The sequence below is a fragment of the Pseudoxanthomonas sp. CCNWLY206-1 genome (genome assembly GCF_039710385.1).
Taxonomy (GTDB): domain Bacteria; phylum Pseudomonadota; class Gammaproteobacteria; order Xanthomonadales; family Xanthomonadaceae; genus Pseudoxanthomonas_A.
Genome location: NZ_JBDKXI010000005.1, coordinates 228,194 through 254,038, shown reverse-complemented (window position 1 = coordinate 254,038; position 25,845 = coordinate 228,194). Strand labels below are relative to the sequence as shown.

At 63.1% G+C, this 25,845-nt stretch carries 25 protein-coding genes; 12 read left to right on the top strand and 13 right to left on the bottom strand.

The window, feature by feature from the left end; translation table 11 throughout:
• Nucleotides 1-50: 50 nt before the first annotated feature.
• The 3 genes from AADW18_RS13310 to AADW18_RS13300 all read left to right on the top strand — a co-directional run bounded on the left by AADW18_RS13310 (nucleotide 51) and on the right by AADW18_RS13300 (nucleotide 4,866).
• Nucleotides 51-2,294, top strand: coding sequence for a S9 family peptidase (locus tag AADW18_RS13310; protein ID WP_337343877.1), 2,244 nt, complete (start codon nucleotides 51-53; stop codon nucleotides 2,292-2,294).
• A gap of 16 nt (nucleotides 2,295-2,310) precedes the next feature.
• Nucleotides 2,311-2,760, top strand: a complete 450-nt coding sequence (locus AADW18_RS13305; protein ID WP_337343876.1) for a cytochrome c oxidase assembly factor Coa1 family protein — start codon at nucleotides 2,311-2,313, stop codon at nucleotides 2,758-2,760.
• Between the two features lie 303 nt (nucleotides 2,761-3,063).
• On the top strand, nucleotides 3,064-4,866 hold the full coding sequence (locus tag AADW18_RS13300) for a DUF885 domain-containing protein (RefSeq protein ID WP_337343875.1): 1,803 nt from the start codon (nucleotides 3,064-3,066) through the stop codon (nucleotides 4,864-4,866).
• 119 nt (nucleotides 4,867-4,985) lie between these two features.
• On the opposite strand, the gene AADW18_RS13295 is transcribed toward AADW18_RS13300, so the two are convergent.
• Nucleotides 4,986-5,456: a hypothetical protein gene (locus AADW18_RS13295; protein ID WP_337343874.1), complete on the bottom strand. Its 471-nt coding sequence runs from the start codon at nucleotides 5,454-5,456 to the stop codon at nucleotides 4,986-4,988.
• Nucleotides 5,457-5,816: 360 nt separating this feature from the next.
• Here AADW18_RS13295 and AADW18_RS13290 point away from each other — a divergent pair, with 360 nt between their 5' ends.
• The 3 genes from AADW18_RS13290 (at nucleotide 5,817) to hemB (ending at nucleotide 8,268) form a co-directional block, all read left to right on the top strand.
• The gene (locus AADW18_RS13290; protein WP_337343873.1) at nucleotides 5,817-6,836 is read left to right on the top strand and encodes a pteridine-dependent deoxygenase; all 1,020 of its coding nucleotides are present in this window, start codon (nucleotides 5,817-5,819) and stop codon (nucleotides 6,834-6,836) included.
• Nucleotides 6,837-6,905: 69 nt separating this feature from the next.
• Nucleotides 6,906-7,154: a hypothetical protein gene (locus AADW18_RS13285; protein WP_337343872.1), complete on the top strand. Its 249-nt coding sequence runs from the start codon at nucleotides 6,906-6,908 to the stop codon at nucleotides 7,152-7,154.
• Nucleotides 7,155-7,278: 124 nt separating this feature from the next.
• Nucleotides 7,279-8,268 carry a porphobilinogen synthase gene (gene hemB / locus AADW18_RS13280; protein WP_337343871.1) on the top strand — a complete coding sequence of 330 codons (990 nt, stop codon included), beginning with the start codon at nucleotides 7,279-7,281 and terminating at the stop codon, nucleotides 8,266-8,268.
• A gap of 239 nt (nucleotides 8,269-8,507) precedes the next feature.
• Here hemB and AADW18_RS13275 read toward each other — a convergent pair whose 3' ends face one another.
• Together AADW18_RS13275 and AADW18_RS13270 are read right to left on the bottom strand one after the other, a co-directional pair.
• Nucleotides 8,508-9,215, bottom strand: coding sequence for an outer membrane beta-barrel protein (locus AADW18_RS13275; protein WP_337343870.1), 708 nt, complete (start codon nucleotides 9,213-9,215; stop codon nucleotides 8,508-8,510).
• A 376-nt stretch (nucleotides 9,216-9,591) separates the two neighbouring features.
• Nucleotides 9,592-10,497 carry a TolB-like protein gene (locus AADW18_RS13270; RefSeq protein WP_337343869.1) on the bottom strand — a complete coding sequence of 302 codons (906 nt, stop codon included), beginning with the start codon at nucleotides 10,495-10,497 and terminating at the stop codon, nucleotides 9,592-9,594.
• A 54-nt stretch (nucleotides 10,498-10,551) separates the two neighbouring features.
• On the opposite strand from AADW18_RS13270, the gene aroE reads away from it, so the two are divergent.
• From aroE to AADW18_RS13255, 3 genes are all read left to right on the top strand, one after another.
• Nucleotides 10,552-11,400 carry a shikimate dehydrogenase gene (gene aroE / locus AADW18_RS13265; RefSeq protein ID WP_337343868.1) on the top strand — a complete coding sequence of 283 codons (849 nt, stop codon included), beginning with the start codon at nucleotides 10,552-10,554 and terminating at the stop codon, nucleotides 11,398-11,400.
• 13 nt (nucleotides 11,401-11,413) lie between these two features.
• Complete coding sequence (locus tag AADW18_RS13260; RefSeq protein ID WP_337343867.1) at nucleotides 11,414-11,776, top strand: hypothetical protein; 363 nt, start codon at nucleotides 11,414-11,416, stop codon at nucleotides 11,774-11,776.
• 114 nt (nucleotides 11,777-11,890) lie between these two features.
• A complete protein-coding gene (locus AADW18_RS13255) occupies nucleotides 11,891-12,658 on the top strand; it encodes a ThuA domain-containing protein (protein ID WP_337343866.1) in 768 nt (255 codons plus the stop codon).
• A gap of 201 nt (nucleotides 12,659-12,859) precedes the next feature.
• On the opposite strand, the gene AADW18_RS13250 is transcribed toward AADW18_RS13255, so the two are convergent.
• From AADW18_RS13250 to AADW18_RS13220, 7 genes are all read right to left on the bottom strand, one after another.
• Nucleotides 12,860-13,909, bottom strand: a complete 1,050-nt coding sequence (locus AADW18_RS13250) for a DUF4380 domain-containing protein (protein WP_337343865.1) — start codon at nucleotides 13,907-13,909, stop codon at nucleotides 12,860-12,862.
• 136 nt (nucleotides 13,910-14,045) lie between these two features.
• Nucleotides 14,046-15,344, bottom strand: coding sequence for a DUF58 domain-containing protein (locus AADW18_RS13245; RefSeq protein ID WP_337343864.1), 1,299 nt, complete (start codon nucleotides 15,342-15,344; stop codon nucleotides 14,046-14,048).
• Nucleotides 15,345-15,477: 133 nt separating this feature from the next.
• Nucleotides 15,478-16,461 (bottom strand): MoxR family ATPase, encoded by a 984-nt coding sequence (locus AADW18_RS13240; protein ID WP_337343863.1) that lies wholly within the window; start codon nucleotides 16,459-16,461, stop codon nucleotides 15,478-15,480.
• Nucleotides 16,458-17,636 carry a DUF4350 domain-containing protein gene (locus AADW18_RS13235; protein WP_337343862.1) on the bottom strand — a complete coding sequence of 393 codons (1,179 nt, stop codon included), beginning with the start codon at nucleotides 17,634-17,636 and terminating at the stop codon, nucleotides 16,458-16,460. Before AADW18_RS13235 ends, AADW18_RS13240 begins: the two co-directional genes overlap by 4 nt.
• Entirely contained in the window at nucleotides 17,633-19,201 is a 1,569-nt protein-coding gene (locus AADW18_RS13230; protein WP_337343861.1) for a DUF4129 domain-containing protein, read from the bottom strand. Before AADW18_RS13230 ends, AADW18_RS13235 begins: the two co-directional genes overlap by 4 nt.
• Nucleotides 19,191-20,192, bottom strand: a complete 1,002-nt coding sequence (locus AADW18_RS13225) for a stage II sporulation protein M (protein ID WP_337343860.1) — start codon at nucleotides 20,190-20,192, stop codon at nucleotides 19,191-19,193. Before AADW18_RS13225 ends, AADW18_RS13230 begins: the two co-directional genes overlap by 11 nt.
• On the bottom strand, nucleotides 20,189-20,869 hold the full coding sequence (locus AADW18_RS13220) for an RDD family protein (RefSeq protein WP_337343997.1): 681 nt from the start codon (nucleotides 20,867-20,869) through the stop codon (nucleotides 20,189-20,191). The genes AADW18_RS13225 and AADW18_RS13220 overlap by 4 nt, the downstream gene beginning before the upstream one ends.
• Nucleotides 20,870-21,138: 269 nt before the next feature.
• Here AADW18_RS13220 and AADW18_RS13215 point away from each other — a divergent pair, with 269 nt between their 5' ends.
• On the top strand, nucleotides 21,139-21,408 hold the full coding sequence (locus tag AADW18_RS13215) for a YkgJ family cysteine cluster protein (RefSeq protein WP_337343859.1): 270 nt from the start codon (nucleotides 21,139-21,141) through the stop codon (nucleotides 21,406-21,408).
• Between the two features lie 129 nt (nucleotides 21,409-21,537).
• Here the strand turns inward: AADW18_RS13215 and AADW18_RS13210 are convergent, their stop codons facing one another.
• The 3 genes from AADW18_RS13210 to AADW18_RS13200 all read right to left on the bottom strand — a co-directional run bounded on the left by AADW18_RS13210 (nucleotide 21,538) and on the right by AADW18_RS13200 (nucleotide 23,448).
• A complete protein-coding gene (locus tag AADW18_RS13210; RefSeq protein ID WP_337343858.1) occupies nucleotides 21,538-21,876 on the bottom strand; it encodes a hypothetical protein in 339 nt (112 codons plus the stop codon).
• A gap of 70 nt (nucleotides 21,877-21,946) precedes the next feature.
• Complete coding sequence (locus AADW18_RS13205) at nucleotides 21,947-22,831, bottom strand: DUF2167 domain-containing protein (RefSeq protein WP_337343857.1); 885 nt, start codon at nucleotides 22,829-22,831, stop codon at nucleotides 21,947-21,949.
• Nucleotides 22,832-22,908: 77 nt separating this feature from the next.
• Nucleotides 22,909-23,448, bottom strand: a complete 540-nt coding sequence (locus tag AADW18_RS13200) for a gamma carbonic anhydrase family protein (protein WP_337343856.1) — start codon at nucleotides 23,446-23,448, stop codon at nucleotides 22,909-22,911.
• Between the two features lie 56 nt (nucleotides 23,449-23,504).
• Between AADW18_RS13200 and AADW18_RS13195 the strand changes: the two genes are divergently transcribed.
• Nucleotides 23,505-24,908, top strand: a complete 1,404-nt coding sequence (locus AADW18_RS13195; protein ID WP_337343855.1) for a coniferyl aldehyde dehydrogenase — start codon at nucleotides 23,505-23,507, stop codon at nucleotides 24,906-24,908.
• 125 nt (nucleotides 24,909-25,033) lie between these two features.
• Entirely contained in the window at nucleotides 25,034-25,801 is a 768-nt protein-coding gene (gene xth, locus AADW18_RS13190; RefSeq protein WP_337343854.1) for an exodeoxyribonuclease III, read from the top strand.
• The last annotated feature ends 44 nt before the right edge of the window (nucleotides 25,802-25,845 follow it).

Genomic DNA, 25,845 nt, shown 5'->3' with positions numbered 1-25,845 from the left:
TGTCCTGGCACTCGCCGGAATGATGCCGTGATACCGAACCGAGATTTTCTATGCGCCCTGCGTTGCTTGCCCTGATGATGCTGACGTCTTCCGCCACCGCCGCTTACGCCGCGCCGCCAGTAAAAAGCGGGCTGACGTTGGAAGCCATTACCGGCAATGCGCCGCTGTCCGGTCCCACGCTGACCAAGCCGCAGATAGCTCCGGATGGATCGCGCGTGACCTTCCTGCGCGGCAAGGACAGCAATCGCAACCAACTGGATCTGTGGGAATACGACGTGGCGAGCGGGCAAACGCGCCTGCTGGTCGATTCGACCGTAGTGTTGCCGGGTCGGGAAACCTTGAGCGATGAGGAAAAGGCACGTCGCGAACGCCAGCGCATTGCGGCATTGTCCGGCATCGTCGATTACCAATGGTCTCCGGATGGCAAGGCGCTGCTGTTCCCATTAGGCGGCGAGTTGTACCTGTACGACCTGGCCAATAGCGACAAGTCCGTCGTGCGCAAGCTGACCGCCGGCGGTGGCTTTGCCACCGATCCGAAGATTTCGCCGAAAGGTGGTTACGTCAGTTTTGTCCGCGATCGCAATCTGTGGGTGATCGCGCTGGCGGATGGCCGCGAGCTACAGTTGACGTCCGACGGATCGGACACCATCGGCAATGGGATTGCCGAGTTCGTCGCCGACGAGGAAATGGACCGCCATACCGGTTACTGGTGGGCGCCTGATGATTCAGCGATCGCCTTTGCTCGCATCGACGAATCGCCGGTACCGGTGCAGAAGCGCTACGAGGTGTATCCGGACCGCACCGACGTCATCGAACAACGTTATCCGGCCGCCGGCGACCGCAACGTCGGCATCCGCCTGGGCGTCGTCGCACCAAAAGCCGAGGCGGAACCGCGCTGGATTGACCTTGGCAAGAACCCGGACATCTACCTGGCCCGCGTGGATTGGCGCGACCCGCAGCGACTGACCTTCCAGCGCCAATCTCGCGACCAGAAAAAGCTGGATCTGATCGAAACAGTATTGGCTACCGGCAAGCAGCGCACGCTGGTGACGGAAACCTCCAGCACATGGGTACCGCTGCACAACAACCTGCGCTTCCTGAAGGACGGACGCTTCATCTGGGGCTCCGAGCGCAGTGGCTACGCGCATCTTTATCTCGCCTCGGAAGATGGTGCATCGTTGGCCCCCTTGACCCAGGGAGAATGGGTGGTCGATGCGCTGCTGGCGGTCGATGAAGCCAATGGCGCGGTCTATTTCAGCGGTTCCCGCGATTCGGCACTGGAAAGCCATATTTACACTGTTCCGTTGCAGGGTGGCGATATCCGCCAGTTGTCGACGGCGCCCGGCATGCACGGGGTTGCTTTCGCGAAGAACGCCAGCGTTTATGTCGATAGCTGGTCGAACAACGAGACCGTACCGCAGATCGAATTGTTCAAGTCCGACGGCAGCAAGATCGCCACCCTGCTGACCAATGACGTAACGGATCCGGCGCATCCCTATGCGAAATACCGGGAGGCCCAGCGTCCCGTCGAGTTCGGCACGCTGACAGCCGCCGACGGCAAGACATCGCTGCATTACAGCCTGATCAAGCCAGCAGGATTCGACCCTGCAAAAAAATATCCGGTGGTGGTCTACGTCTATGGCGGCCCGGCAGCGCAGACGGTGACGCGCGCGTGGCCGGGCCGCAGCGATGGCTTCTTCAACCAGTACCTGGCGCAGCAGGGTTACCTGGTGTTCTCGCTGGACAACCGCGGCACACCACGCCGAGGTGCGGCCTTCGGTGGAGCGCTGTACGGAAAGCAAGGCACGGTGGAAGTCGCCGATCAACTGCGTGGCGTGGAATGGCTGAAGGCGCAATCGTTCGTGGATCCGCAGCGTATCGGCATCTATGGCTGGTCCAATGGCGGCTATATGACGCTGCTGATGCTGGCCCGTCATAGCGAAGCCTACGCATGCGGCATCGCTGGCGCGCCGGTGACCGACTGGGCGCTGTACGACACCCATTACACCGAGCGCTATATGAATCTGCCTCTCGTCAATCCGAACGGCTATCGGCAAGGCAGCGTCTTCACGCATCTGGACGGGCTGACATCCAAGCTGCTGCTGATCCACGGCATGGCCGACGACAACGTACTCTTCAGCAATTCGACCAAGCTGATGAGCGAACTTCAGAAGCGCGCCACGCCGTTCGAACTGATGACCTATCCCGGCGCCAAGCACGGCCTGCGCGGCAACGACCTGCTGCACCGCTACCGGTTGAGCGAAGACTTCTTCAACCGCTGCCTCAAACGCTGAGCACCCAGGAGATCGCATGAACGCATCGACGGTACCGCAACCGAACTGGTGGAGCCGCAACTGGAAGTGGTTCGTGCCTGTGCTGGCGGTGGTGATGCTGGCGCTGTTTGCCGCGTTTTTCGCTGCGATCTTCGCTTTCGTGTTCGGGATGATGAAGTCGTCCGAGCCTTATCAGGAAGCGCTGGCGCGCGCGACGTCGAATCCGCAGACGGTCCAGGCGCTCGGCGAGCCGATTGAATCCGGCTATTTCGTACAGGGCAATATCAGCACCCAGGGAGCCACCGGTGAAGCCAGTTTCGTGATCCCACTGAAAGGCCCGAAAGGCAGCGCCAAGATCTACGTGGACGCTACCCAATCCGCCGGACTCTGGGAATACAAAACGCTGGTGGTCCAGATCGAAGGCAACCATCAGCGTGTCGATTTGCTGGATGGTAGCGATCAGTTGGAAGGTCAAAGCGAGCTCTAGATAAGCCAGCTCTAGATAAGCGCGTTCCAGAGATATCTAGACCATTCTCATCGGACGCGCCTCCACCATTTTGGATCGTGACGGAATAGCAGCCGAGCCCCCAAGGGGATGCAAGCACAAGCTCGGCTCTACGCGGAGCGTGAGCTTTTAACGAGCTTGGACGGGGACTCGCCGCACCTGAGGTGACGTGGCTGGCGGCTGGCAACCGAAAACGCAACTTCGGGATAGCTGTTCCATGACTTGAGACAGGTTCGAGGTATCACTGTCTGGCGTAGTTTCCGTCCTTCAACCTGGAGAATGCTGATGAAACCTCTCGTCCTTGCGATCGTGCTGGCGCTGGCCGCGCCGGTCCCCGCCCTTGCGCAGACTGCCGCTGCCGGAACACCGGCGCAAACACCCGCGCCTTCGCCTGCCTGGGTCACCAAGAGCAACGAGTACGCGCATATCCTGTTGAACGCGCAAGCGCCATTCCAACCCGAAACGCTTAGTTTCTTCGGCGTTCCTGGTTACGACGACCAAGTCACCGACCTGGGCCCGGACAACAGCCGGCGCTTCCGCGAAGCCGTTGCGAAAGCCAGTGCCACACTGCAGGCCAGGCTTGCCACCGAACGCGACGCCAACGTCCGCCAGGATCTGGAGATCATGGTCGCGGCTGCCGCCGAGAGCATCGAAGGTAGCGAGCTGAACGAACGGCTGATGTTGCCGTGGACCGATGCGCCGCAACAGGTGTTCACCGGCATCAATGGATTGTTGTCCAAGCAGACTCCACCGGAGCGCCAGGCCAAGGCGCTGGATCGACTGAAGCGCTATGTCGGTCTGACCGCCGGCACTTCGCCGTTCACCCGGTTGGCGCGCGAACGCTACGAGGAAAAGCTGTCCAATACGGCGCTGCTGCCGCCAACCAAGCTGGAAGTCGAACGCGCCCTGGACAACGTGGACACTTACGCGGCCGGCGTACGCAAGCTGTTCGCCGAATACAAAGTGGCGGGCGCCGGGGAAGCGCTCGCGGCCATGGACAGCCAGTTCAAGGAATACACCACCTGGGTGCGCAGCACGGTGCTGCCGAAGGCGCGCACCGATACCCGCTTGCCGCCGGAACTGTATGCCTATCAACTGAAGCAGTACGGCATCGATATCGATCCCGCCATACTGATGCAACGCGCGCAACTGGAGTTCATCGAAACTCGCGCGATGATGCAGCAGATCGCGCCGCTGGTCGCCAAAGCGAAGGGTATCGACGCTACCGACTACCGCGATGTGATCCGCGCGCTGAAGACCGGCCGGATTGCCAATGATCAGCTGGAGACGCGCTACCGGGCAGTGATCGATGCCATCGACCCGATCATCGAGAAGAACGGAATCGTCGATGTGCCGCGGCGCCCCATGCAGATGCGCCTGGGTTCGGAAGCCGAAAGCGCCGCGCAGCCCGCACCGCATTTCCTGCCCGCACCGCTTATAGGCAATACCGGCCAGCAGGGCACCTTCGTGTTGCCGCTGGGCAACCCGGGCAAAGGGAACAAGGACGAACAGTACGACGACTTCAACTTCGACGCGGTGACCTGGACACTGACCGCGCACGAAGGCCGCCCCGGCCACGAACTGCAGTTCACCGCGATGGTGGAGCGCGGGATATCGCTGGCGCGCACGATGTTCGCTTTCAACTCGGTCAATGTGGAAGGCTGGGCGTTGTACGCGGAGGCGGAAATGGTGCCGTACGAACCGCTGGAAGGTCAGTTGATCGCATTGCAGTTCCGCCTGATGCGCGCGGCGCGCGCCATGCTCGATCCGATGCTCAACCTGGGACTGATCGACCGCGCACGCGCTGGGCAGGTACTGGAGAACGAGGTCGTGTTATCCAAGCCGATGGCGCGACAGGAACTGGACCGTTATACGTTCAATGCACCGGGCCAGGCCGGCAGCTATTTCTACGGCTATAGCCGCATCATGGAGTTGCGTGTGCAGACCGAGTTGGCACTGGGCGACAAGTTCGACCGGCTGGCGTTCAACAACTTCCTGCTGGACCAGGGGCTACTTCCGCCTGATCAGCTGGCCAAGGCGGTGAAGGAACAGTTCATCCCCGCGCAGCAGAAGCGCACCAAGCGCTGAATCACCGCAACCTTCAAAGAATGATGTAGGAGTGGCGTCCCGCCGCGAGCCTTTCGCTTTATCTCGCGACCTTACAGGAAGAGCTCGCGCCGGGACGGCGCTCCTACACGTAATGTCGCCTATTCCGGCTTGACCGGCGTCGGATTCGGCTCCACCACCGATGCCGGATCGACCGTCGCGCCCGGAGGAACATAGATCGCCACGCCCGCTGCGCTGCGCTGGGTGGTGGGAATGCCGATGCCGACACCGCCGGCGCTGTGGCGACCATAACTGCCAGCCCCCACCGACATGCCGACCGGTGAACCGCTGGAACCCACGCCCATCAGCACGACGCCGTTGGCACCCAGCGCGGCGGCTTCGCGTTTCAGGCGGGCGATCGCGGCATCGGTTTGTCCCTGGGTGCCGAAGCCGACCGCGCTGGTCGATTCCAGCTGCGCTATTTCGACCGATCCGACCGGCGGCGTGCGGTACACCTGGACCTGGGTCGGGTCGACTGGCGGGCGCGCCTGGCCCAGCATGACCTTGGATGTGTTGGCGCAGCCGCCCAGCAGCAGGGACAGCGCCAGCAGAGGAGCGAGTCGGAACGACATGGCGATTCTCCCAATGGATTCGACCGGATGATCCGCCGATTCGGCTGAATAATGACCTATCTGGAGGGAAGGCCGCATCAGGCGAAGCTTTTTCCTTCTCCCCTTGGGAGAAGGTGCCCGAAAGGCGGGTGAGGGAATGGCAGTGCATCGCTAGCAAGTCCGTTACAAGCGGATGCCTCACGCCCTCACCCGTCGCTACGCGCCACCTTCTTCCAGAGGGAGAAGGAAGGCACCGCCACCCTCGGGATGCACAACCACGCTCACCACGGCAGGCGCCGGAGAGTTGATTGGCGCTCGCCGGGGCAGAGGAACCCCGGCGAGTTATCATTTGCGGTCTTCCATGTACCCGCATTCCGCACGATGAGCGTTCTTCCCGACTTGCAGCGCGCCCCGTTGCGGCTGGCGGTCGACTATGTCCATGCCGCCACGCCGGGACCACTGCTGGGTCTGCCCGAAACACTGGCGGTATTCGGATTCGGCGAGATGGCGCCGGCGCCCGCAACGGTCGGCGACGCGCGCTATCTGCGCGTTCCCTTGCCTGCCTTGCAGGGTGTGGCTCCGTTCGAGGTCTGGCGCGCTTCGGGTCCGGTGACCCATGGCGTGGACGGATCCATTGCGCACAGCAGCGATGGTGAGCTGCAATTTGGCGCGCTGGAAGTGCAGGAACGGGCGGGCGACATCCTGTCCGCCAGCGAGCACGCCTACGCACAACTCAGCGCGTTCTGGCGCAGCAGCGGTTATCCGTACGTGCTGCGCATCTGGAACTATCTGGACGCCATCACCGAGGGCGAAGGCGACGCGGAACGCTACCGGCAATTCTGCGTCGGCCGCGTACGTGGGTTGGGATGCATCGATACCGCTCGCTTGCCGGCGGCGACGGCCATCGGTTGTCGCGATGGCAGGCGCGTGGTGCAGGTGTACTGGCTGGCATCGCGCTCACCCGGTACGCCCCTGGAAAATCCCCGGCAGATCAGCGCCTATCGGTATCCACGCGAGTACGGCCCGCAGTCGCCCAGTTTCGCCCGCGCGCTGCTGCCACCCGCCTCCGCGCAGGTGCCACTGCTGCTGTCCGGTACCGCCAGCATCGTGGGCCACGCTTCGCAGCACGCCGACTCCCTGAGAGAGCAGTTGGACGAAACGCTCGCCAATCTGGACAGCCTACTGGCCATTGCACGCGGGCGCACGCCGTCGCTGCCGCCACATTTCGATAGCAGCTCACGCCTGAAGGTTTACGTTCGCGATGCCGAGGACGCGGCGGCGGTCGCCGCGCAACTCAGCGCGCGGCTGGGCGATGGCGTGCCTTATCTGATGCTGCAGGCCGATGTCTGCCGGCGGGAACTGCTGGTGGAAATCGAAGGCATGCACGGCACGCCGGCTTGATCTTGCGGTGGGCGCGCCTATATTGCTGACACGAGCACGCACCGGCGTGCTAACAACGGAGTGGAAAGGATGGGACTGATCAGTCTGTTGTGGGGCATCGTGGCCATGATCTGGATGGTACTGGCGCTGATTCCCCTGTTGGGTTGGGGCAATTGGTTCCTGATCCCGTTCGCCGCGGTGGGCGCCATCATCGCCGCCGTCGGCATCCTGTTTACCTCGCCCGAGCGCCGCGGCCGCGCCAAGACTGGCCTGGTCCTCAACGGCATCGTCATCGTGGTGGGCATCGGCCGGCTGGTATTGGGCGGCGGCATCATCTGATGCCGGAAGCATGATCTTGCAGGAGTCGCCCGGCACGCCGGCGCGACTCCTGCAAGGCTGGCCTCAACCGACGCAGGCGTATCATTCGCATTCCCCACGAATGCAGCCTTCCAGGAGCCAGCGAATGGCGTACCCCTATACCCGCCCTCGCCGCATGCGCCGCGACGAATTCTCACGCAGGTTGATGCGCGAAAACGTGCTGACCGCGAATGATCTGATCTATCCGGTTTTCGTGCACGAATTGGAAGGTCGCGAAGCCGTCGCGTCGATGCCTGGCGTGGACCGTGTGTCGATCGACGAGCTGCTGAAAGTCGCCGAACAGGCTGTCGAGTTGCGCGTACCCGCGCTGGCACTGTTTCCGGTCACCGCGCCAGCAGCCAAATCGCTGCAAGCCGAAGCCGCGTGGGATGACGAAGGCCTGGCGCAACGCGCGGTACGTGCGCTTAAGCAGCGCTTCCCCGAGTTGGGCGTGATCACCGATGTGGCACTGGATCCGTTCACCACGCATGGTCAGGACGGCATCATCGACGACAGCGGCTACGTGATGAACGACATCACCGTGGAAGCGCTGGTCAAACAAGCACTGTCGCACGCGCGCGCCGGCGCCGACGTCGTCGCACCGAGCGACATGATGGACGGCCGCATTGGCGCCATCCGCGCCGCGTTGGAAGAAGAAGGCTTTGTCCACACCCGCATCATGGCGTACTCGGCCAAGTACGCCTCGGCGTTCTACGGTCCGTTCCGCGATGCCGTGGGCAGTGCGGGCAATCTGGGCAAGAGCAACAAATACAACTACCAGATGGATCCGGCCAACACCGATGAAGCGCTGCACGAAGTGGCGCTGGACCTGGATGAAGGCGCCGACATGGTGATGGTGAAACCCGGCATGCCTTACCTGGACGTGGTGCGGCGGGTGAAGGATGAATTCGGCGTACCGACCTTCGCTTACCAAGTAAGCGGTGAATACGCGATGCTCAAGGCCGCCTACGCCAATGGCTGGCTGGACGAGAAAGCCTGCACCTTGGAAGCGCTGACCGCGTTCAAGCGCGCCGGCGCCGACGGCGTGCTGACTTATTTCGCCCTGGACGCTGCACGCTGGCTGCGCGAAGGCTGAGAGCTCGCTTCACCTCCACAACGTTCTTTTGTAGGAGCGGCGTTGCCGAAGACATTGTAGGAGCGGCGTCCCGCCGCGAGCTCTTGCTGCTCTGAAGGTATTTTCTACAACGCAAACCAAGAGCTCGCGGCGGGACGCCGCTCCTACAACAGCCCGGGGTTTCTAAAGAGCTCTGGCCGCGGTAAAAAAAAACGGGAGCCCTTCGGCTCCCGTTTTCGTTGCAACCTCAGAACCTGTTCTCAGAAGCGGGCTTCGACGCCCAGCATCACCGTGTCGGCACGGTTGAACTCGCAATCATCGTAATCGTCGCAGTCGTCGTAGTTGTATTCGTCGGCATAGACGTAGGCGGTGTACGCCAGAGTGATGTTGAAGTGGCGATTGATATCCACACCGATGCCCAGTCCGGCGTAACCGCCGTCGGTGGAAAAATCACCATAGGAAGTGTCCTGATCGGCACTGAAGTAACCGCCACGCGCGACGGCGAACCAGCGGCTGTCGCCGAAGTTGAAGCGCGCGTTGGCGCCGACCGCGCCAAAGGTGGCCTCCGGGATCAAAAAGCCATCTTCGCGGGTTTCGTCGAGCCGGCCGCCGGAGATCTCCACGCCCACCTGCGCCCAGGGACCGGTCTGCCAGCGGTAACCGGCGCTCACCGCTATCGCTCGCTGCTCGATGTCGTCATAGATCCAGCCGCGCCCGCCCTGCACGCCGACGAAGAAGCCGCCCTGATCATCACCGTCATAAGCATGGGACGGCGAAGGAGCAGCGTAGGGTTGAGACTGGGACGCCACACTGGCCTGGGGCGACGCGGGCTGATCGCTCTGCACCGGAGCCTCGGTGGCCTTGTCTTTATTTCGGTACTCGTCCCATGCGGGCGAAAACGATTGTGCATTCGCGTGCAGGGCGAAGGCAGCCAGCACGAGCGGCAGGCAACGAATAGGGTATTTCATGGATGATCCTCTCCTTGGCGATATGGAATGTTTCCCAGGTCCATGCGTGATCGGACGGCCACGCCAGCGGATGCCGGCGTGGTCGAACTGGAATGTGCATACGCCCCTGCACCGGCAACGATAGCGGCGCTTTCGGCGGTGTCGATGAAAGGCGGGCCAGAACGCAAAGCCGCCCACTTCATGCGACGGAACACCCACTCCCCTGGGCGGCGGGAACATTGGAGTGCGGCATGCACGCTGTCAAGTCGGAGCAGGCCTGACACGTCCAAATTCCTTTGTAGGAGCGGCGTCCCGCCGCGAGCTCTTACCGGATTTCATGGCAATCCAATCGAAGTGCTCGCGGCGGGGACGCCGCTCCTACAGGACGAGGCAAGCATCACGGCAAGCAGCCCGCCTTGCCACGGCTGGCCGGCGCCAACGCGCGGTAGATATCCAGCTTGCCCGCCTTGGGTGATCGTGCGGAGCCGGTGACCAGGATTTCGCTGGGTTTGGAGACGTCGACTACTGGGCCAAGAGTCGCGGCTTCCGCGGTATTGAACGACAGCGTCCATGGCGCGATGTCCGAGTAGATCTTGCCGTCGCACTGCGCCATGTACAGCCGGATCGGTTGTGTTTCTACATTCTGCGAGCGCGCAAACACCAACGCGTCGCCGCCATCCAGCCAGGCCGCATCGAATTCGTCCGCAGCCGTGTTGATACCCGGTACCGGTTGCGGATCGATGAAGGCCTTGCCGTCCCAGCGTGCGACGAACAGATCATGTCTGCCGGCGCCGCCGAAACCATCGCTGGCGAACAGCAGCCAACGACCATCCACGCTAGACAAAGGCGCCCATTCGTTGCCGGCACTGTTGACGCCACTGCCGAGGTTTTCCGGCGCACCCAGGCTGCCGTCGCTGCGCACCGCGGCCCGGTACAGGTCATCGCCGCCGCGGCCGCCAGCACGATTGGAAAAGAAGTACAGCCAGCGGCCATCAGCGCTGAATGCCGGGTCGAAATCGTTGGCGGGCGAGTTGATCGGCAATGGCCGTGGATCGGTCCAGCGCTTGTCGTGCAACGATGCCTGCCATAGGTCCCAGCCACCGGCGCCGCCGTCGCGATCGGTACTGCCCCAGACGATGCGTTCTCCATCGGGACTGACGCTGGCGCGGACTTCGTTGCCGCGCGTGGACACCACGCCCATGCCTTCGATGCCGTACTCTGCCAAGTACGCTTTGGCCAGCTGCGCCGCGGCCGGGCCGCAGAGTAGACTGACCGCGATAGCCGCCGCGAACCTACGCTTCACGTTCATCGTTCCCCGCGCCTGTTACCTTTTTCCCAATCCCGTTTATACCAATCTATGTCTACTCGTCGATATGCTGTTTTTGGTCATCCGGTTGCGCACTCGTTGTCGCCGCGCATCCATGCGGCGTTCGCGCGGCAGGCGGGCATCGATCTTTCCTATGTGGCCATCGACGCGGCACCGGATGCTTTTGCCGCAGCGCTGGAGTCATTCGCGGCCCAGGGCGGCGCCGGCGCCAACGTCACCCTGCCGCTGAAGGAGTCCGCGTTTGCGCTGTGCCAGCACACCACCGAGCGCGCCCGGCGAGCGGGCGCGGCCAATACGCTGACCCGTCGCGATGGCCAGTGGCATGGCGATAACACCGACGGCGTTGGCCTGGTCCGCGACCTGACGGGCCGCCAGGGCCTGGATCTGCGCGCGCGGCGCACGCTGCTGTTGGGCGCCGGCGGCGCGGCCCGCGGGGTGGCGACCGCATTGCTGGATGCTGGCGTGGAAGAACTGATCATCGTCAACCGTACGCCTGAGCGCGCCGATGCGCTGGCCGATGCGCTGGGCGAGCCGGAGCGCGCGCATTCCCGCTATTGGGAAAGCCTGCGCGAGGAAGGCGACTTCGAACTGATCATCAACGCCACCTCCGCTGGCAGAGTGGGCGGAGACGATCTGCACCTATCTTTCACGCTGACCAATAGCCGCACGCTCGCGGTGGACCTGAGCTATGGCGAAGCCGCGATTCCGTTCCTGTCCTGGGCCAGGGCGGCGGGTTGCCGGTCCGTGGTGGATGGCCTGGGCATGCTGGTCGAACAGGCTGCGGAAAGCTTTGAGGTCTGGCACCACGTGCGTCCGGATACGGACGCGGTGTACGCCGGCCTGCGCGAACAAAATGCAGTGCTGGTAACCGCCGACTAACGGAGATCCGGGCATGGATGGAATGGGGATGCAGGTACTGACGATGGCCGGTTATCAGCTGCCGGAATTGATTGCGGCGGTGGTGGCGCTGGTGATGCTGTGGACGTCGGCACTGCCCGGGCCCGCCCGCACCAAGGGTCTCGTTGGGGCTGGATTGATGCTGTTGGCGTTGCTCTGTGGTTTCGGGATGAGTGTGCTGCAAGCCTGGATGTACTCCAGCAACGGTGCGGCTACGGATATGCAACGCTACTTCGCCTTGATGGGAATTGTCGGCATCCTGCTGAATCTCCTGCTCGCCGTAGGCCTGGTGCTGATCGCATGGGGTTTGTGCCAAGCCACGCGCCCGAGCGTGCGGAGTGCACAGGTCCCGCGATAGGTTGTCGCGGCATCTCTGCGCCGCCCTGCACGTAGAACAAAACCACATAGCTGCAGCGCCAACCGGAATAGAAATCGGCATGGGTTTGCGCGACAGTTGCGCTAGGATCGGCCCATGAACAAGATTGCGTTACTGCTCGCGCTCGCATGCGCGTTGCTAGCCGGGCCCGTCCATGCGCAACAGCAATTCAAAGTGCTGGTCGCCGCCATTCCCAACAAGTACCACCACGACTACGCCGTAGTGGCGAAGCCCTCGTTCGAGCAGATGGCGCGCCGGCATAATTTCGAATTGGTCTGGGCTTGGGATGCGCGTCCCTTCGACGGGGATCTGTCGCCGTATGCCGCTGTTGTCTTCCTCAACACGCCGGGAGAGGAACTGAAAGGCGAGCAACGGCAAAGGCTGGAGAACTATGTGCGTGCGGGCGGCGGGGTGATGGCGGTGCACCGGGCGTTGATCGCGACGCCTGGTCAGTGGCCTTGGTTCGAGCAGCTGATCGGCCGCCCTTTTCGCACTCATCCCTACATCCAGACCGGCGTGGTCAATGTGGTGGACCGCAATTTTCCCGCTACCTTTTCATTGCCGGACCGCTGGTTGTGGACCGACGAATGGTACGAATACGGAGAACCGTATTCGCACGACCTGGAAGTCGTGTTGACGGTGGACGAATCCACATACGACCCCACTTTGATCTGGCCTGGGCAGAAGGCCGAAGGCATGGGCAAACACCACCCGGTGGCGTGGTATCACCACTTCGATGGCGGCCGCGTTTTCGTCACCGCTCTCGGGCATACACCGGAGCTATATGGCGATCCGGTGTATTTGGCGCATCTATACGGTGGGATCTATTGGACCGCGACGGGGCGTGGTGTAAAGCCGAAGTAACAATCAAATTTCAATGCGCACTCTTGTGGAGCGGAGCTTGCTCCGCTGCTTTTGATCGGCTCCGGCTCTAAGGCAGCGGAGCAAGCTCCGCTCTACGAAGCGTCTTTAAGCGGCCATTCCCTATTGCTCGCCGTTGCGACGGCCTCACTGCCACTGATTCGGTACTATCGCGGGGCGCAGCTCCGCTCTACGAAAAGCCCGTCATCGCGACCGCTCATCCGCACGACAGAGCTCCGGCATTTTCAGCCGCTTGGCCGCCTCCCCACACAAGAACGCGACCTGCGCTTCATAGGTGTCCGCGCCGTCATAACCCAGTACCGTCCACGACTCTTCCGCTTCCATTGTCTGGTTCGGCTGCAGCGTGCGATAAGGCGCGTGCACTTCCATCTCCAATAATCCCTTGCTGGCGTCCAAGGTCTCGTCGAGATAAAGCTCCACTTGTCCCTGTTCCGGATGAATCAATGAACGGTCGCGATGCGTGAAGCGGATGATGAAAAGTTGATCGCCGGCAAACCCCGCCATCCATCCCGCGGACGGCTGCAGGAATACCTTGCCGCGGCGCCCGTTCATGCCGTCCGGCAGCGGCTGGCGTTCGAACGAGAACAAACCATCCCGGATGCGCGGCAGCAACTCGCCGAGCGCTGCACCGGCGGATGATTCCACACGCACGTCCTGCTTGCCCGCGACCGGCACGTAAACCCGGGTGGTCGGCGATACGCGGGTGTTGAACCAGAGATCCCAGGCGACCGGCGTATCGCGAATGTTGCGGGCCTGCACATGCAATAGCGCCGTGTTTGGCTGTTTCGGGCTCAGCGCGAATGTCTTGCGAAGTTGTACTCCCGACACTGGACTGGCTACGCCTTCCAGCACCAGGCGTTTGCTGGTGCGCTCGACGATGCGCATGTTGGCGAATGCCAGGTACGGATCCGGCGGCCAGTTCGCCTTGGCATCGCGGCGTACGGGGTTGGCGTGCTGCCGTGTCCACCACTGGCTTTGCGGTCCCAGCCAGACGTCATGGCCGAGGTAACCGATGTCGCCAGCCGTGGCGGAAACCTCCGGATCCGGTTGCGCGGTGACGGCTTCGCCGACCTTGATCAAATTGTCTCGGCCTTGCAGCGAGAATCCCAGACCGCGGCCACCCAGTTGCGGCGTGACCTCCAGGACCACGGTGCCGTTGTCCAGCCGCACGGTTTCCACCGCTGTTGCCGTCAGCGGCAACCACATCAGTACGCCAGTGAGCCAACGCTTCATGATTCCTCCACGCGGATGTCTGCGGCGCACTTTAGCAAGACCCGGGCATGAGCCCTGTAGGAGCGACGTAAGTCGCGATGAGGCTCTACCAGTAAAGCGTCATCGCGACTTACGTCGCTCCTGCAAGGTGAGATTGCTACAACAACCCCGCCCGCTTGGCCGCCAGATACCGTTCCACCAACGCGGCCGGCAATTCTTCGCTGGAGACATCCAGCACCATTACCCGGTGGCTGCGCAATGCGTCATGCGCGGCGGCGCGCTGCTCCAGATAGCGCGCAGCCGCGCCGGCATGAATGGCACCATGCAGATCATTGACGTCCCGGTCCAGGGCCTCGTCCAGCGAGCGCTCGCGCAGACTGGCGACGCAAACCAGGTGGCGCTTCTGCAACAACCGTACCGCGGCCAGCAGGTCTTCGATATCTTCGTCGCGCACGTTGGTCACCAGCATCACCAGCGAGCGCCGCCGCTGGCGCAACGACAGTTCGGTGGCGGCGGCGAGATAGTCGGTCGCCACCGCCTGCGGCTGCAGGTCGTAGCTGGCGCGCAACAGCGTGTCGATGGCGGCCATTCCTCGTTGCGGCGCTACCCAGCGGCGATCGCCGCCACTGGCGAGCAGCCCGACGGCATCGCCCTGGCGAAGTGCGAGATAGGACACCACCAGCGACGCATTGAGTACGTGATCGAAGTGACCCAGCCCATCCTCGCGCGCCAGCATGCGACGCCCTGTGTCTATCATCATCACCAGCTGCTGGTTCTTTTCGTCCTGATACTCGCGTGAAATCAACTTGCGCGAACGCGCCGTCGCTTTCCAATCGATCTGCCGCATGCTGTCGCCGACGCGGTATTCGCGCATCTGGTGAAAGTCGGTGCCTTCGCCACGCCGGCGCTTGAGGTGTGCGCCCACCAAACGCGAGGCTTGTTCCGCACTGAATAGCGCGAACTTCGTCAGTGGTGCGAAGTTGGGATATACGCGCACACGCAGCGGCGCACCGGCCACGCGCGATTGCCGCCACAAACGCCAGGGTGAATGCAGACGCAGTTGCACGCCTTGGAACCAAGCGTCGCCGCGCATATTGGGACGCAAGCGATAGCTGAAACTCGTCGCGGTGGCGGGCGCCAGCTTCAGTCGCTGCGGCAGGCCCTGTGACGGCCAGGCGCCGGGGTGAAGGTCAAACAAGTCGACACGCTGCCGCCTCAACGACTCCACACGCACGGTCACGTCGCGCTCAACGCCCAGCGGCAGCGCTTCGGGAATTTCTCGGAAGACCTGCGGAGTGGCACGGCGGCGCAGCAGCATGGCATCGGCCACACCGAGCAGCAGCAATGCTGCACCGGTGATTTGCCATGCCGCCGCGGGTACGCCGAAGAACAGCACGGCCAAGCCGGACAGCCCCCACAGGATCAACAGTGCGATCAGCAGCGGCGCGGGTCTCATAACACTTCCCTTGTGGGAGCGATGTAAGTCGCGACCGCGGTCTCGCAGACGTCTGTAAACTTTTCGCAGGTCGACATTTCACAGTCGCGACTCACGTCGCTCCCACAGTCAACCTTCACGAGAAGGCCGGCCATCATTTCCGCGGTGCTTCCACCTTGGCCAGCAATGCATGAAGGACATCGTCCGGCGATTGGCCTTCGATCTGCAGTTCCGGCGCCAGCATGATGCGGTGGCGCAACGCGGGCTTGGCGATATCGCGGACATCGTCCGGTGTGACGAAGTCACGCCCTTGCAACACCGCCTGCGCACGCGCGGCGCGGATCAGCGCGATGCTGCCGCGCGGGCCCGCGCCGAGCGAAATGCCCGGCCATTTACGCGTAGCAGCGACTACTCGCACCGCATAGTCGACTACCTGCGGGTCCACCACTACCTGCGCGGTGCCGTGCTGCATGGCGGCGATGTCGTCCGGTCCCAGCACACGGCGCACTTGCGACAGATCGAAGTCGCCGGCGGTGCGGCCGGTGGTGATGGCGTCGACCATGCGCTTCTCGTCTTCCAGCGCGGGATAGTCGATCAGCACCTTCAGCAGGAAACGATCCAGCTGCGCTTCCGGCAATGGATAAGTGCCTTCCTGCTCCACCGGATTCTGCGTAGCCAGGGTCAGGAACGGCGGCGACAACATGAAGGACTTTCCTTCGATGGTCACTTGGCCTTCCTGCATCACTTCCAGCAAAGCCGATTGGGTCTTGGCCGGTGCACGGTTGATCTCGTCGGCCAGCAACAGGTTGGTGAACACCGGTCCGCGGCGGATCTTGAAGCTTTCGGTCTTGGGGTCGTACACCGCATGGCCGCTGACGTCGCTGGGCATCAGGTCGGGGGTGAACTGCACGCGCGCGTAGGTCAATTCCAGCGCCTGCGCCAGCGCACGCACCAGCAGGGTCTTGCCCAGACCCGGCACGCCTTCGATCAGCACGTGCCCACCCGCCAACAGTGCGATCAGTATCTGATCCAGAACCTCGGGCTGCCCGATAAAAGCCTTGGCTACTTCCTCGCGTACGGCGGCGGCGCGTTCGGCGAGCGCTTCGCCGGTCAGTGGAGCGGCGGCGGTGTCGTTCATAGTCGGTTTCTCAGCTGGATCAAAGTGGAAATGCGGTCGCGGAAGGCTTGTTTGTCGTGCCCGGCGGGCGTCTGCAAAGCAGTACGTACAACGCTGTCGCTCAATCCGAAGCGTTCGGCGATAGCAGCAATCTGCGGTTCGCCGGTCAGCGCGGCGGCCACCGGATGACGACGGCGCAGGCGGGCGAGGAAGGCATTGCGCACCGCGCTATACAGCAGCACGCCGCGGCCGTAGCGGAACAGATGCTCGCCGCTGGCGCGCACGTGCTCCAGCAACGAGCGACGCTCGGCGGCCGGTGCCGGCCATTCCGGCCCGAAGCGCTGCATGCGCATCCATAGCCAGGCCAGCAATGCAGCCAGCAACGGCAACCAGACCATCCAGCCTTCGAGCAATACGCGACGGAACAGGGATGGCATCTGCGCGGCATACACCAGATGCACGGTGCCCTGGCCATAGTTCGGCGCCAGCACCTGCCGGGCCAACGCGCGGTGCGGACCATCGCGAAGGCCACCTTGGGGCGGTTTGGTCGGATCGCCGCCGAAGAGGCCCTCGCTGGGCCCGCCATTGAGCATGAAGTCGAAGTCGGCCAGCACGTCGACGTGACCCTCTTCGTAGGTCATTCGCGCATACACGAAACCATCGCTGAAATCGCCCCACGACAATTCAGGTTCGACCTCGTCGAAACCAAACCGGCGGCCGCCGCAGAACTCGATGTGCTGGTCTTCGCCTTCCACCTTGAACGGCTGGCATTCGGCCGCATCGGTCATCGGCACCACGCCCACGGCATCGAGCAGATCCGCGTACGGCGTGCCTCCACGCGTGAACGCAGGCGTGCGCACCAGCAGATGTCCGCCAGTCGCCACCCAATCCAGCAAACGGCGTGCTTCGGGCGGCGACAGCGTGCGCGGATCGTTGTAGATCAACAGCGTATCGCGCGGCCCCAGCGCGTGGTCGGCCAAGTTCAATCGCTGCCGGGCCTGAACTTTCACGCCGTCGGCCTGAAGCGTCTGCTTCAGCGCATACAGCGGGTTGTAGCCGGCTTCGCCATGGGGTGGCAGATAGAGCACCCGATCGACACGGTGGTGGGTATGCAGGAACCACGCGACCGCGGCGGCGGCGGCGACCACCACCGAGACCAGCAACGCAATCAAAGCGATACGCCGGAATCGGTTCATGCCGCCCATCCGTAGCGCTGCTGCAACTGGCCGAGCAATGCTTCGAATTCGTCCTCGGCCGGCAATCGCTGCGCGTAGGCGGCGTACTGCCAGACGCGCACGATCCGCGCAAACAGGTTGCGGTCGTCGACGTCGGGCATTCGCCGCGATGCGCGAAGGCATTCGGCTTCGGTCGCGCCAGGCGGCAACACGGTGTTGATGCGCGCGCTCATGCTTTCCACGCTGGCGCGATACAGCAGCGCCAGGGCATGGCGCGGCTTGCCTTCCCGCCACAACCGGCGCGCGGCCGCCGGGATGTTGTCAGGCAATAGCTCGGGCACCAGCAGGGCCTCGGTTTCCACTTCCACCTGGCGCGCCGCCCGACGCTTGAAGCCGCCCCGCATCCACGGCAGCCAATAGCGCATCGTCGCCAACAGCACCACGACCAGCGCCAGCGCCACTAGCCACAGCGCCCCTTCGCCGAGGAGAGCGAACACGCCCAGGATGCTCTGCAGCCATTCGGGGAGATCATCACGCTTGGGCTCCTCTTTCTCTTCCTTGATGTCCTTTCTTTCCCAAGTGGTTTGCGTGCGTTTTCCGCTCAGCAACGGATCCTGATACGCCTGGTCGGCGGCCTTGCGAAAGCGCCGATCATCCACGCGCTCCTCTCCGAACACCTCCGGCAAGGTGGGCGGAATTGGCGGCTCTTCGTTCTCGGCTGAATGCTCAGCTGAAGATGGCGACGGTGGTGGTGTATCGCGTTCTTGCGCCCAGACCGTATCCACCGTTCCCGCCAGCAGAATCAGTAAAAGCAGCGGCGATGCCGCGACAGCCAGGCGCGCACGCAATTTGCGGAACGCGATCTCCACGTCCCACGCCTCGATCTGGGTGCGCCGATTGAGATAAAGGCCAAAGCCGGCGCCAACGAAGAATGGCTCGACGATGCTGGTCGCCAGCCACAGGAATGCGTTCCAGGTCAACTGCATCCATGCCGCCGGTTGTTCGCCGATCAGCGCCCAGGCCGCCTGGAAACTGTCCGGTAGATAGCTCACCGGCAGATACATCACCACGGCAGCCACGCAGCCCAACAGCAGCGCGCTCTCGAAGTGCGCGCACACCAGCGTCAGTAGCGCCGCATTGCCGTAGGCCATGCCGCCCAGCGCACTCCGGCGCTGGCGCATGCGTTCGCCATCCACACCCTCCAGCAAATCGATAGGCAGGTACAAAGAACGCACCGGACTGAAGCGACGCCAGCTGAGGTAATGCGGCATCGGAGCCCAGCCCCAGCGGCGCTGCGCCTGCAACGTCTCACGGACGCCAGGAACCGCACCAAACACCGCGCGCGAAACCACATATAACGGAATCCGGTCGAACACCGGTTTCAGCCACCACATCAGCAGCGCCGCCAGCCAGAACAGATCGAATGCCCACGCCAGCGCGTTCAATAAGGCAAAGACCGGCAGCGTCACCAACAACCATGGTTTCCAGATGGCCGCGGCGTGCCGCCGCACCAGCGCCATGCCCAGCTCCACCGCTTCCCAGCCCGAACGCGCGCGCAGGCGGACCGTCAGTTGCTCAAGACGCATCGCCGCCGCCTCCGCGTCCACCCCGCCACAGCCATAGCAGCACCAGCGTCCACAGCACGCCCGAAACGCTGTACTTCACCACTGCCGGGATCGACTGCGTGGACGACCAGAATGCTTCGATGAAAGCCGCGATCAACAGCATCGTGGCAATACCTACGCACAGCCTGGCGCCTTTGACACCCGCCGCGACCAGCGCGTCGATGCGCCGGTGACGACCCGGCGCAATCAGGTTGAGACCCAAACGCAGTCCGGCGCCGCCGGCCAGCACGATGGCAGTGAGTTCGAATGGCGCATGCCCGGCAACAAAACGCCACAGCGGATCGCCTGAGCCGATCTGATGCAGGTGGCCGAAGCTGGTGCCGATGGACACACCATTGAAGACCAGCACCAGCAATGCACCAATGCCAGCCAGCAGGCCGCTAGCGAACGTCCTCAAGCCGATGCTGATGTTGTTGATGATGTAGCCGCCGAACATCTCCCAGTCCGTACCGCTTTCGCGACCGAGCTTGTGGCTGGGATCGCTGGGGTCGTACATGCGTTCCAGTTGGGCGATTTGCTCCGGCGTCATCACCCCATGGACCAGTTCCGGGTAGTACTGCAACAACACGAACATCAACAACAGCGGCCCCGCGAACAGCGCTGCCGCCGCCCACATGCAACCGGGTTCGCTGCGCACCAGCCGCGGGAAATCCGCCAGCAGGAATTCCGCCGCGCGCCGCCAACGCGGCGGCGGCGTGCGATACAGCATGTTGTGGCCGCGCTGCATCAGCCCTTGCAGCCGATCAACCACCGCCGGGCTATAGCCGCGCTTGCGTGCGAGCGCCAGTTGTTGGCAGATGCGGCGATAACGCGAGGGAATGTCTTCGTCGGTGGCCACACCCGTATTCGAAGTGCGGCGAGCCTCGCCCGCGTTGCTTCCGCGGGTTTGCAGCCAATGTTCAAAAGCCTTCCATTCGGACTGATGCCGGGCGACGAACTGCTCTTGTCTCATCGTCGCCCCAGCAACCAGTTGGCCATGCCGTACAACCGCAGCACACCGGGTTGTCCACGCGTTTCGGTGAGTGGTCCCGCGATGTCGGCCAGTTCAACCTGCCTGGCCGGCGTCAGCAGCGGCGCGCGCTCTCCGAATGCGACCACCGCCGCCTGTTCTTCCGGCTGTAGCACCAAGGGCGGCGCATAGACCGCATTGATCGGTGCCGGCGTGTGATCCCGCTCCTGCTGCACATGGACTACCAGCGTGCCTGCCACCATGTCGCCGAGGCGCCGGCCATGCGCATCGGCGAGACTGGCGATCAATCCCGCCGCGTAGCCGAACGGCAACATATCCACGGTACGCAACAGGTTGCGGGTGATCGCCGCCAGCCAGCCCAGCGGCGCGCCATCGGCCGACACCACCTGCAGTCCCATCGCTTTCTTGCCGACGGTCTGGCCATTCCAGGCCGCCTCCAGCACGATCGGGTACGCCCAATACACCAAGAACAGCACCATCAGATAGATGCCCCGGCCCATTTGGCCGAGCAGTCCAAGGATCATGCCCAGGATGGAAATGATGGCAATGCGGATGGCCAGATCGATCGACCACGCCACCGCACGCGGCACCGGACCGGCGGCCGGCAAATGCAGCGCCACGCCTTCGGGCGTTACGACTTCGCGATAGGTATCCAGCATCAGGCGCTCACCACGGCGGCAAAAGCCATCGGGTTGCAAAAGACGGTAAGCCACGCTTTTGTCATCGGATGGTCACGAACGACAACGGGCACCGTGGGCAGCTCACTCATCATCGCGCGCATGACACCACTCCCTGCGACAAAGCACGCTGGCGCCAAGTGCAACGTAAAGATTTGGAATTTTGCTCTGCGCTTTCCATGCGTGCTTCCCCTGTATCGGCGACTTTAACGGTCGGCGCCGAGTTTGCCCAGTCCGGCTTATAGTGGCGAATGACATCCGACGCCTTTCCCTGCCGTAGTGGCTGCGGCGCCTGCTGCACGGCGCCGTCGATCAACTCGCCGATTCCCGGTATGCCACTAGGTAAACCGGCCGGCGTGGCGTGCGTGCAGCTGGACCATACCTATCGATGCCAGCTGTTCGGCAAACCGGAACGTCCAGCATTCTGCGCGTCGCTGCGGCCCGGCCCGGAGATGTGCGGCGCCAACCGCGACGAAGCGATGGCATTTCTCTCCCGCTTGGAGCAGCTGACGCATCCCTAGGAATTTTGCGTAGGAGCGCCGTCCCGACGCGAGCTCTTCCTGTCAGATTGCGGGAAACCGAAGAGCTCGCGCCCGGTCGGCGCTCCTACAAGGATTCGGCTTGTTGGGGGCTGTCTGGCAAAAGCATTGTCAATTTGAAATTTTTATCGCAAGCACCTTGGTTCTGCCGCCGAACAGGCACACTCCTTTCTCGACAACGAGTTCCACATTCGCGGCGGATGTTTGCGCGGCTAACGCGATTGCGACGATCTCTTTATAGCCGGGATGACTCTTGTCAATGGCGAACTCCGTGGGATCGGCCGTACATCCCGTGATACCTGGGCTTGAATGTTTGAATGCAACTCCTTCTCCAAACCATCCATTCTCTATCGATGTGATCTTTCCTACCCCAACATAATCGACAGCAGCAGCCGTTTGATGGGCAAGTAGAGCGGCAACTGCAAAGGCAACGAGCTTGTGCTTACGCATCGTGTGGTTTCCTCCTTGAGGCAATCAAAAAAATCGGCAGCTAACGGGCTGAACTTGCGCCTGCTCAGCCCTACTGTTCCTTCTTCGAGAAGAAGCGCTTGACCAGCGCGCCCACGGCCACGATGCCGATCAATAGCACCTTCCAGAATTTGGCGAGTATCAGCCCAAGCTTGGCGAACAGGCCGGCCTTGGCCGCCAATCCGCCACCGATCAGCGCGGCGACGCCATAGGCGGCCACCTTGTCGGTGCTTTCGTCGAAATCGGCATAGCGCGCACCCGCGTCGAACTCGGTCATCGTCAGCAGCTGCTGCATGCCGGTTTGCACGACCGGCAATTCGGACATGCCGGCCACCGCGTTCAAGCTGAGATAGCCGCGCCGGCCCAGCACGCGGATGTCGTAGTTGACGGTATGGTCCTGATTACCTTCGAACGCCAGCTCCTGGGCCCAGTAGAGCTTCTTGCTGGCGGCGTCATATCGCGGAGGAACGGCCCAGCCCACAAGATCGACGGCGCCATAGCCGGCTTCCTTGCGCGCGGCATTCTCTTCCTGTGTGCCGTCTTTCATGCTGGCCAGCATTTCGTCGTAGTCGATCTTGGCGGCGTCTTCGTCCGACACATAGCCTTCGTCGGAATACGTGATCACCACGGCCCAGCTGCTGTCCTCCAGCAGAGTCGGCTTGGTCGGTACGATCATTCCCAATACGGTGTCGTCGGGTGGATTGCCCCACAACTGTTCCAGCACCTTGCGCGCGTCGGCTTTTTCCAGATAGCGGAAATCGGAACCCAACCGGAAATGCGCTTCGGCCTGCGGCACTGCGATCTCGCCATCGCGGAAGGCGAGGCTCTTCACCAGTTGCTCGGCAGCCGCTTGCCCGGATTCTTCCTGCGCCAACGCGGGCGCAGCCATCGACACCATGGCGGCCAATAGCCCGCCAAGCACGCTCTTCCACTTCATCGTGTTGCTCCTGTCCCCTGGCATCCCCATGCCGTGGGCGGAGTGTCACCGGCCCCGCGCCGCCGTGCAAGCCTTCCTTACGGCTCGCCGGTCAGATAGCGATCCTTCAACCGCACGTAGTGGCCGGAGGAATAATGCAGGCTCTCGATTTCCTTGTCGGAGAGCTTGCGGGCGAAGCGGGCCGGGTTGCCCAGCCACAGCTCCGCCTCGCCGATCGTCTTGCCGGGACCGACCACCGCGCCGGCACCGACGAAGCCGTATTTCCTGATGGTCGCGCCATCCAGGATGCAGGCGCCCATGCCGATCAGGCACAGGTCCTCGATGGTGCACGCGTGGATGATGGTGCCGTGGCCGATGGTGACGTCGGCGCCGATCAGGGTCGGATAACCGGCCTGGTTGTAGGGGCTGTGATGGCTGACGTGGATGATGGTGCCGTCCTGCACATTGGTGCGCGCACCGATGCGGATGTGATTGACGTCGCCACGGATGACCGTGCCGGGCCATACGGAAACGTCTTCGGCCAACTCCACATCGCCGATGACGGTAGCGGCCGGGTCGACGTATACGCGCGGGCCAAGGACGGGAAAACGGTCAAGATAGGGGCGGATGGCGGTCATCCGGTCATTGTAGCGAGCGCGGCCGCGCGGCCCCGACTACACTCCGGCGTATGGACATGCCCACCGATTCCGCCGTCACCGAACTCGCGCCCACATTGGCTCGCCTGCGCACCGCATGGCAGGCGCGGCGGCCTGACTACAGCCAGCGCAAGGACGACCTGCAGCGTTTGCGCACCACGCTGAAGCGCCGGCTGGATGAAATGGCCGACACCGTCGCCGCCGACTTCGGCCACCGCTCCCGGCACGAGACGCTGATCGCCGACGGCATGACCGTATTGAACGAGATCGATCATCTGGCCGGGCACCTACGGCGCTGGATGAAGCCGCAGCGGGTGGGCGTGGGCTGGCGGTTCTGGCCGGCGCGCGCCGAGGTGCGTGCCGAACCCGTTGGCGTGGTGGGTGTCATCTCTCCCTGGAACTACCCAGTCAATCTGGCCCTGATTCCACTGGCCACCGCGATCGCGGCGGGCAACCATGTCTATCTGAAGCCTTCGGAACACACCCCGCGCACCGCCGAGTTCCTGCGCAGTCTGTTGGCGGAGGTCTTTCCCGCGGATCGCGTTGCCGTAGTGACGGGTGGTGCCGATGTGGCCGGCGCATTCGCCGCTCTGCCGTTCGATCACCTGGTGTTTACCGGCTCCACCGCGGTCGGCCGCAAGGTGATGGCAGCCGCCGCGCCCAACCTCACGCCGGTGACGCTGGAGCTGGGCGGCAAATCGCCGGCCATCGTCTGTCGCGACTATCCGGTGGAGCAGGCGGCGGCACGATTGGCGACCGGCAAATGGTTCAACGGCGGCCAGACCTGCATCGCACCGGACTACATCCTGGTGGACGCCGATCGGCGCGATGCGCTGGTGCAGGCGTTGCGCGACCAGGTCCAGGCGCGCTACGGCGACCTGCAGGACGCAGGCGACTACACCCGCATCATCAACGATGGCCAATTCGCGCGATTGAGCGGCTATCTGGACGACGCCCGCGCGCTCGGGCTGGAGATCATTCCGCTCGCCGGCAACAGCGACCCGCAGCAGCGCTTGTTTCCACCTACGTTGGTGCTTGAACCGGGCGATGACGCGCGCGTGATGCAAGAAGAAATATTCGGACCGATCCTGCCGATCCGTTCGGTCCGCTCGGTGGACGAAGCCATCGCTTACATCAATGCGCACGATCGTCCGTTGGCGCTGTATCCCTTCAGCCACGACCGCGCCGAAGTGGAAAAGATCCTGCGCGGCACCTTGGCCGGCGGCGTCACCGTCAACGACACGGTGCTGCATTTCGGCATCAACGCGTTGCCGTTTGGCGGCATAGGCCCGAGCGGCATGGGCGCTTATCACGGTCGCGCCGGTTTCGATGCTTTCAGCAAGGCCTTGCCCATCCTGTGGCAGTCGCGTCGCGCCGGCAGCGACCTGCTGAAGCCGCCGTATTCCCGCGTGCAGCGCTTTATCGACTTCATCATCCGCTAGTAGGAGCGGCGTCCCGCCGCGAGCTCTTCCTCTCCGGTTGCGGCAGAAAGCAAAAGCTCGCGGCGAGACGCCGCTCCTACCCAGCAGGGCGCTCCTACGTCATCTATTGGCTTAGAATCCCCGACATGAAAATCGCCAGCTGGAACGTCAACTCGCTCAACGTACGTCTGCCGCACTTGGAGCAATGGCTATCGTCGTTTGCCCCCGATGTCATCGGCTTGCAGGAAACCAAGCTGGAGGACGCACGCTTTCCGGACACGGTGTTGGCAGGCCTGGGCTATCGCAGCGTGTTTGTCGGGCAGAAAACCTATAACGGCGTCGCCATCATCTCGCGCGAGCCCGTCACTGATGTGCAGATCGGCATTCCAGGATTCGACGACGAACAGAAGCGAGTGATCGCCGCGACCGTCGGCGACGTGCGCATCGTCAACCTTTATGTGGTCAACGGCCAGGACGTGGGCACCGAAAAATATGCCTACAAACTGCGCTGGCTCGATGCCGTGCACGATTGGGTGGCGGAAGAGTTGCGGCGATACCCGCGCATGGTGGTACTGGGCGACTTCAACATCGCGCCGGACGAACGCGACGTCTACGACGCGAAGGTCTGGAACGATGCACACATCCTCACGTCCACCGCCGAACGCGACCAGTTGAAACGGCTCTACGCGCTGGGCTTGCACGACGCTTTTCGCCTGCATACCGACGAAGCCGGCGTCTTCAGCTGGTGGGACTACCGCCTGGGCGGCCTACGCCGCAATCTGGGCCTGCGCATCGACCTGACGCTGGTGTCGGATGCCTTGCGTCAACAGGTCGTCGCCGCAGGTATCGACCGCGAGCCACGCACCTGGGAACGCCCCAGCGATCACACGCCGGCCTGGGTGGAGCTGCGCTGAAATCCTTGCCCCAATCAATTTCCAAACAAGTCAAAGGCCCGGCG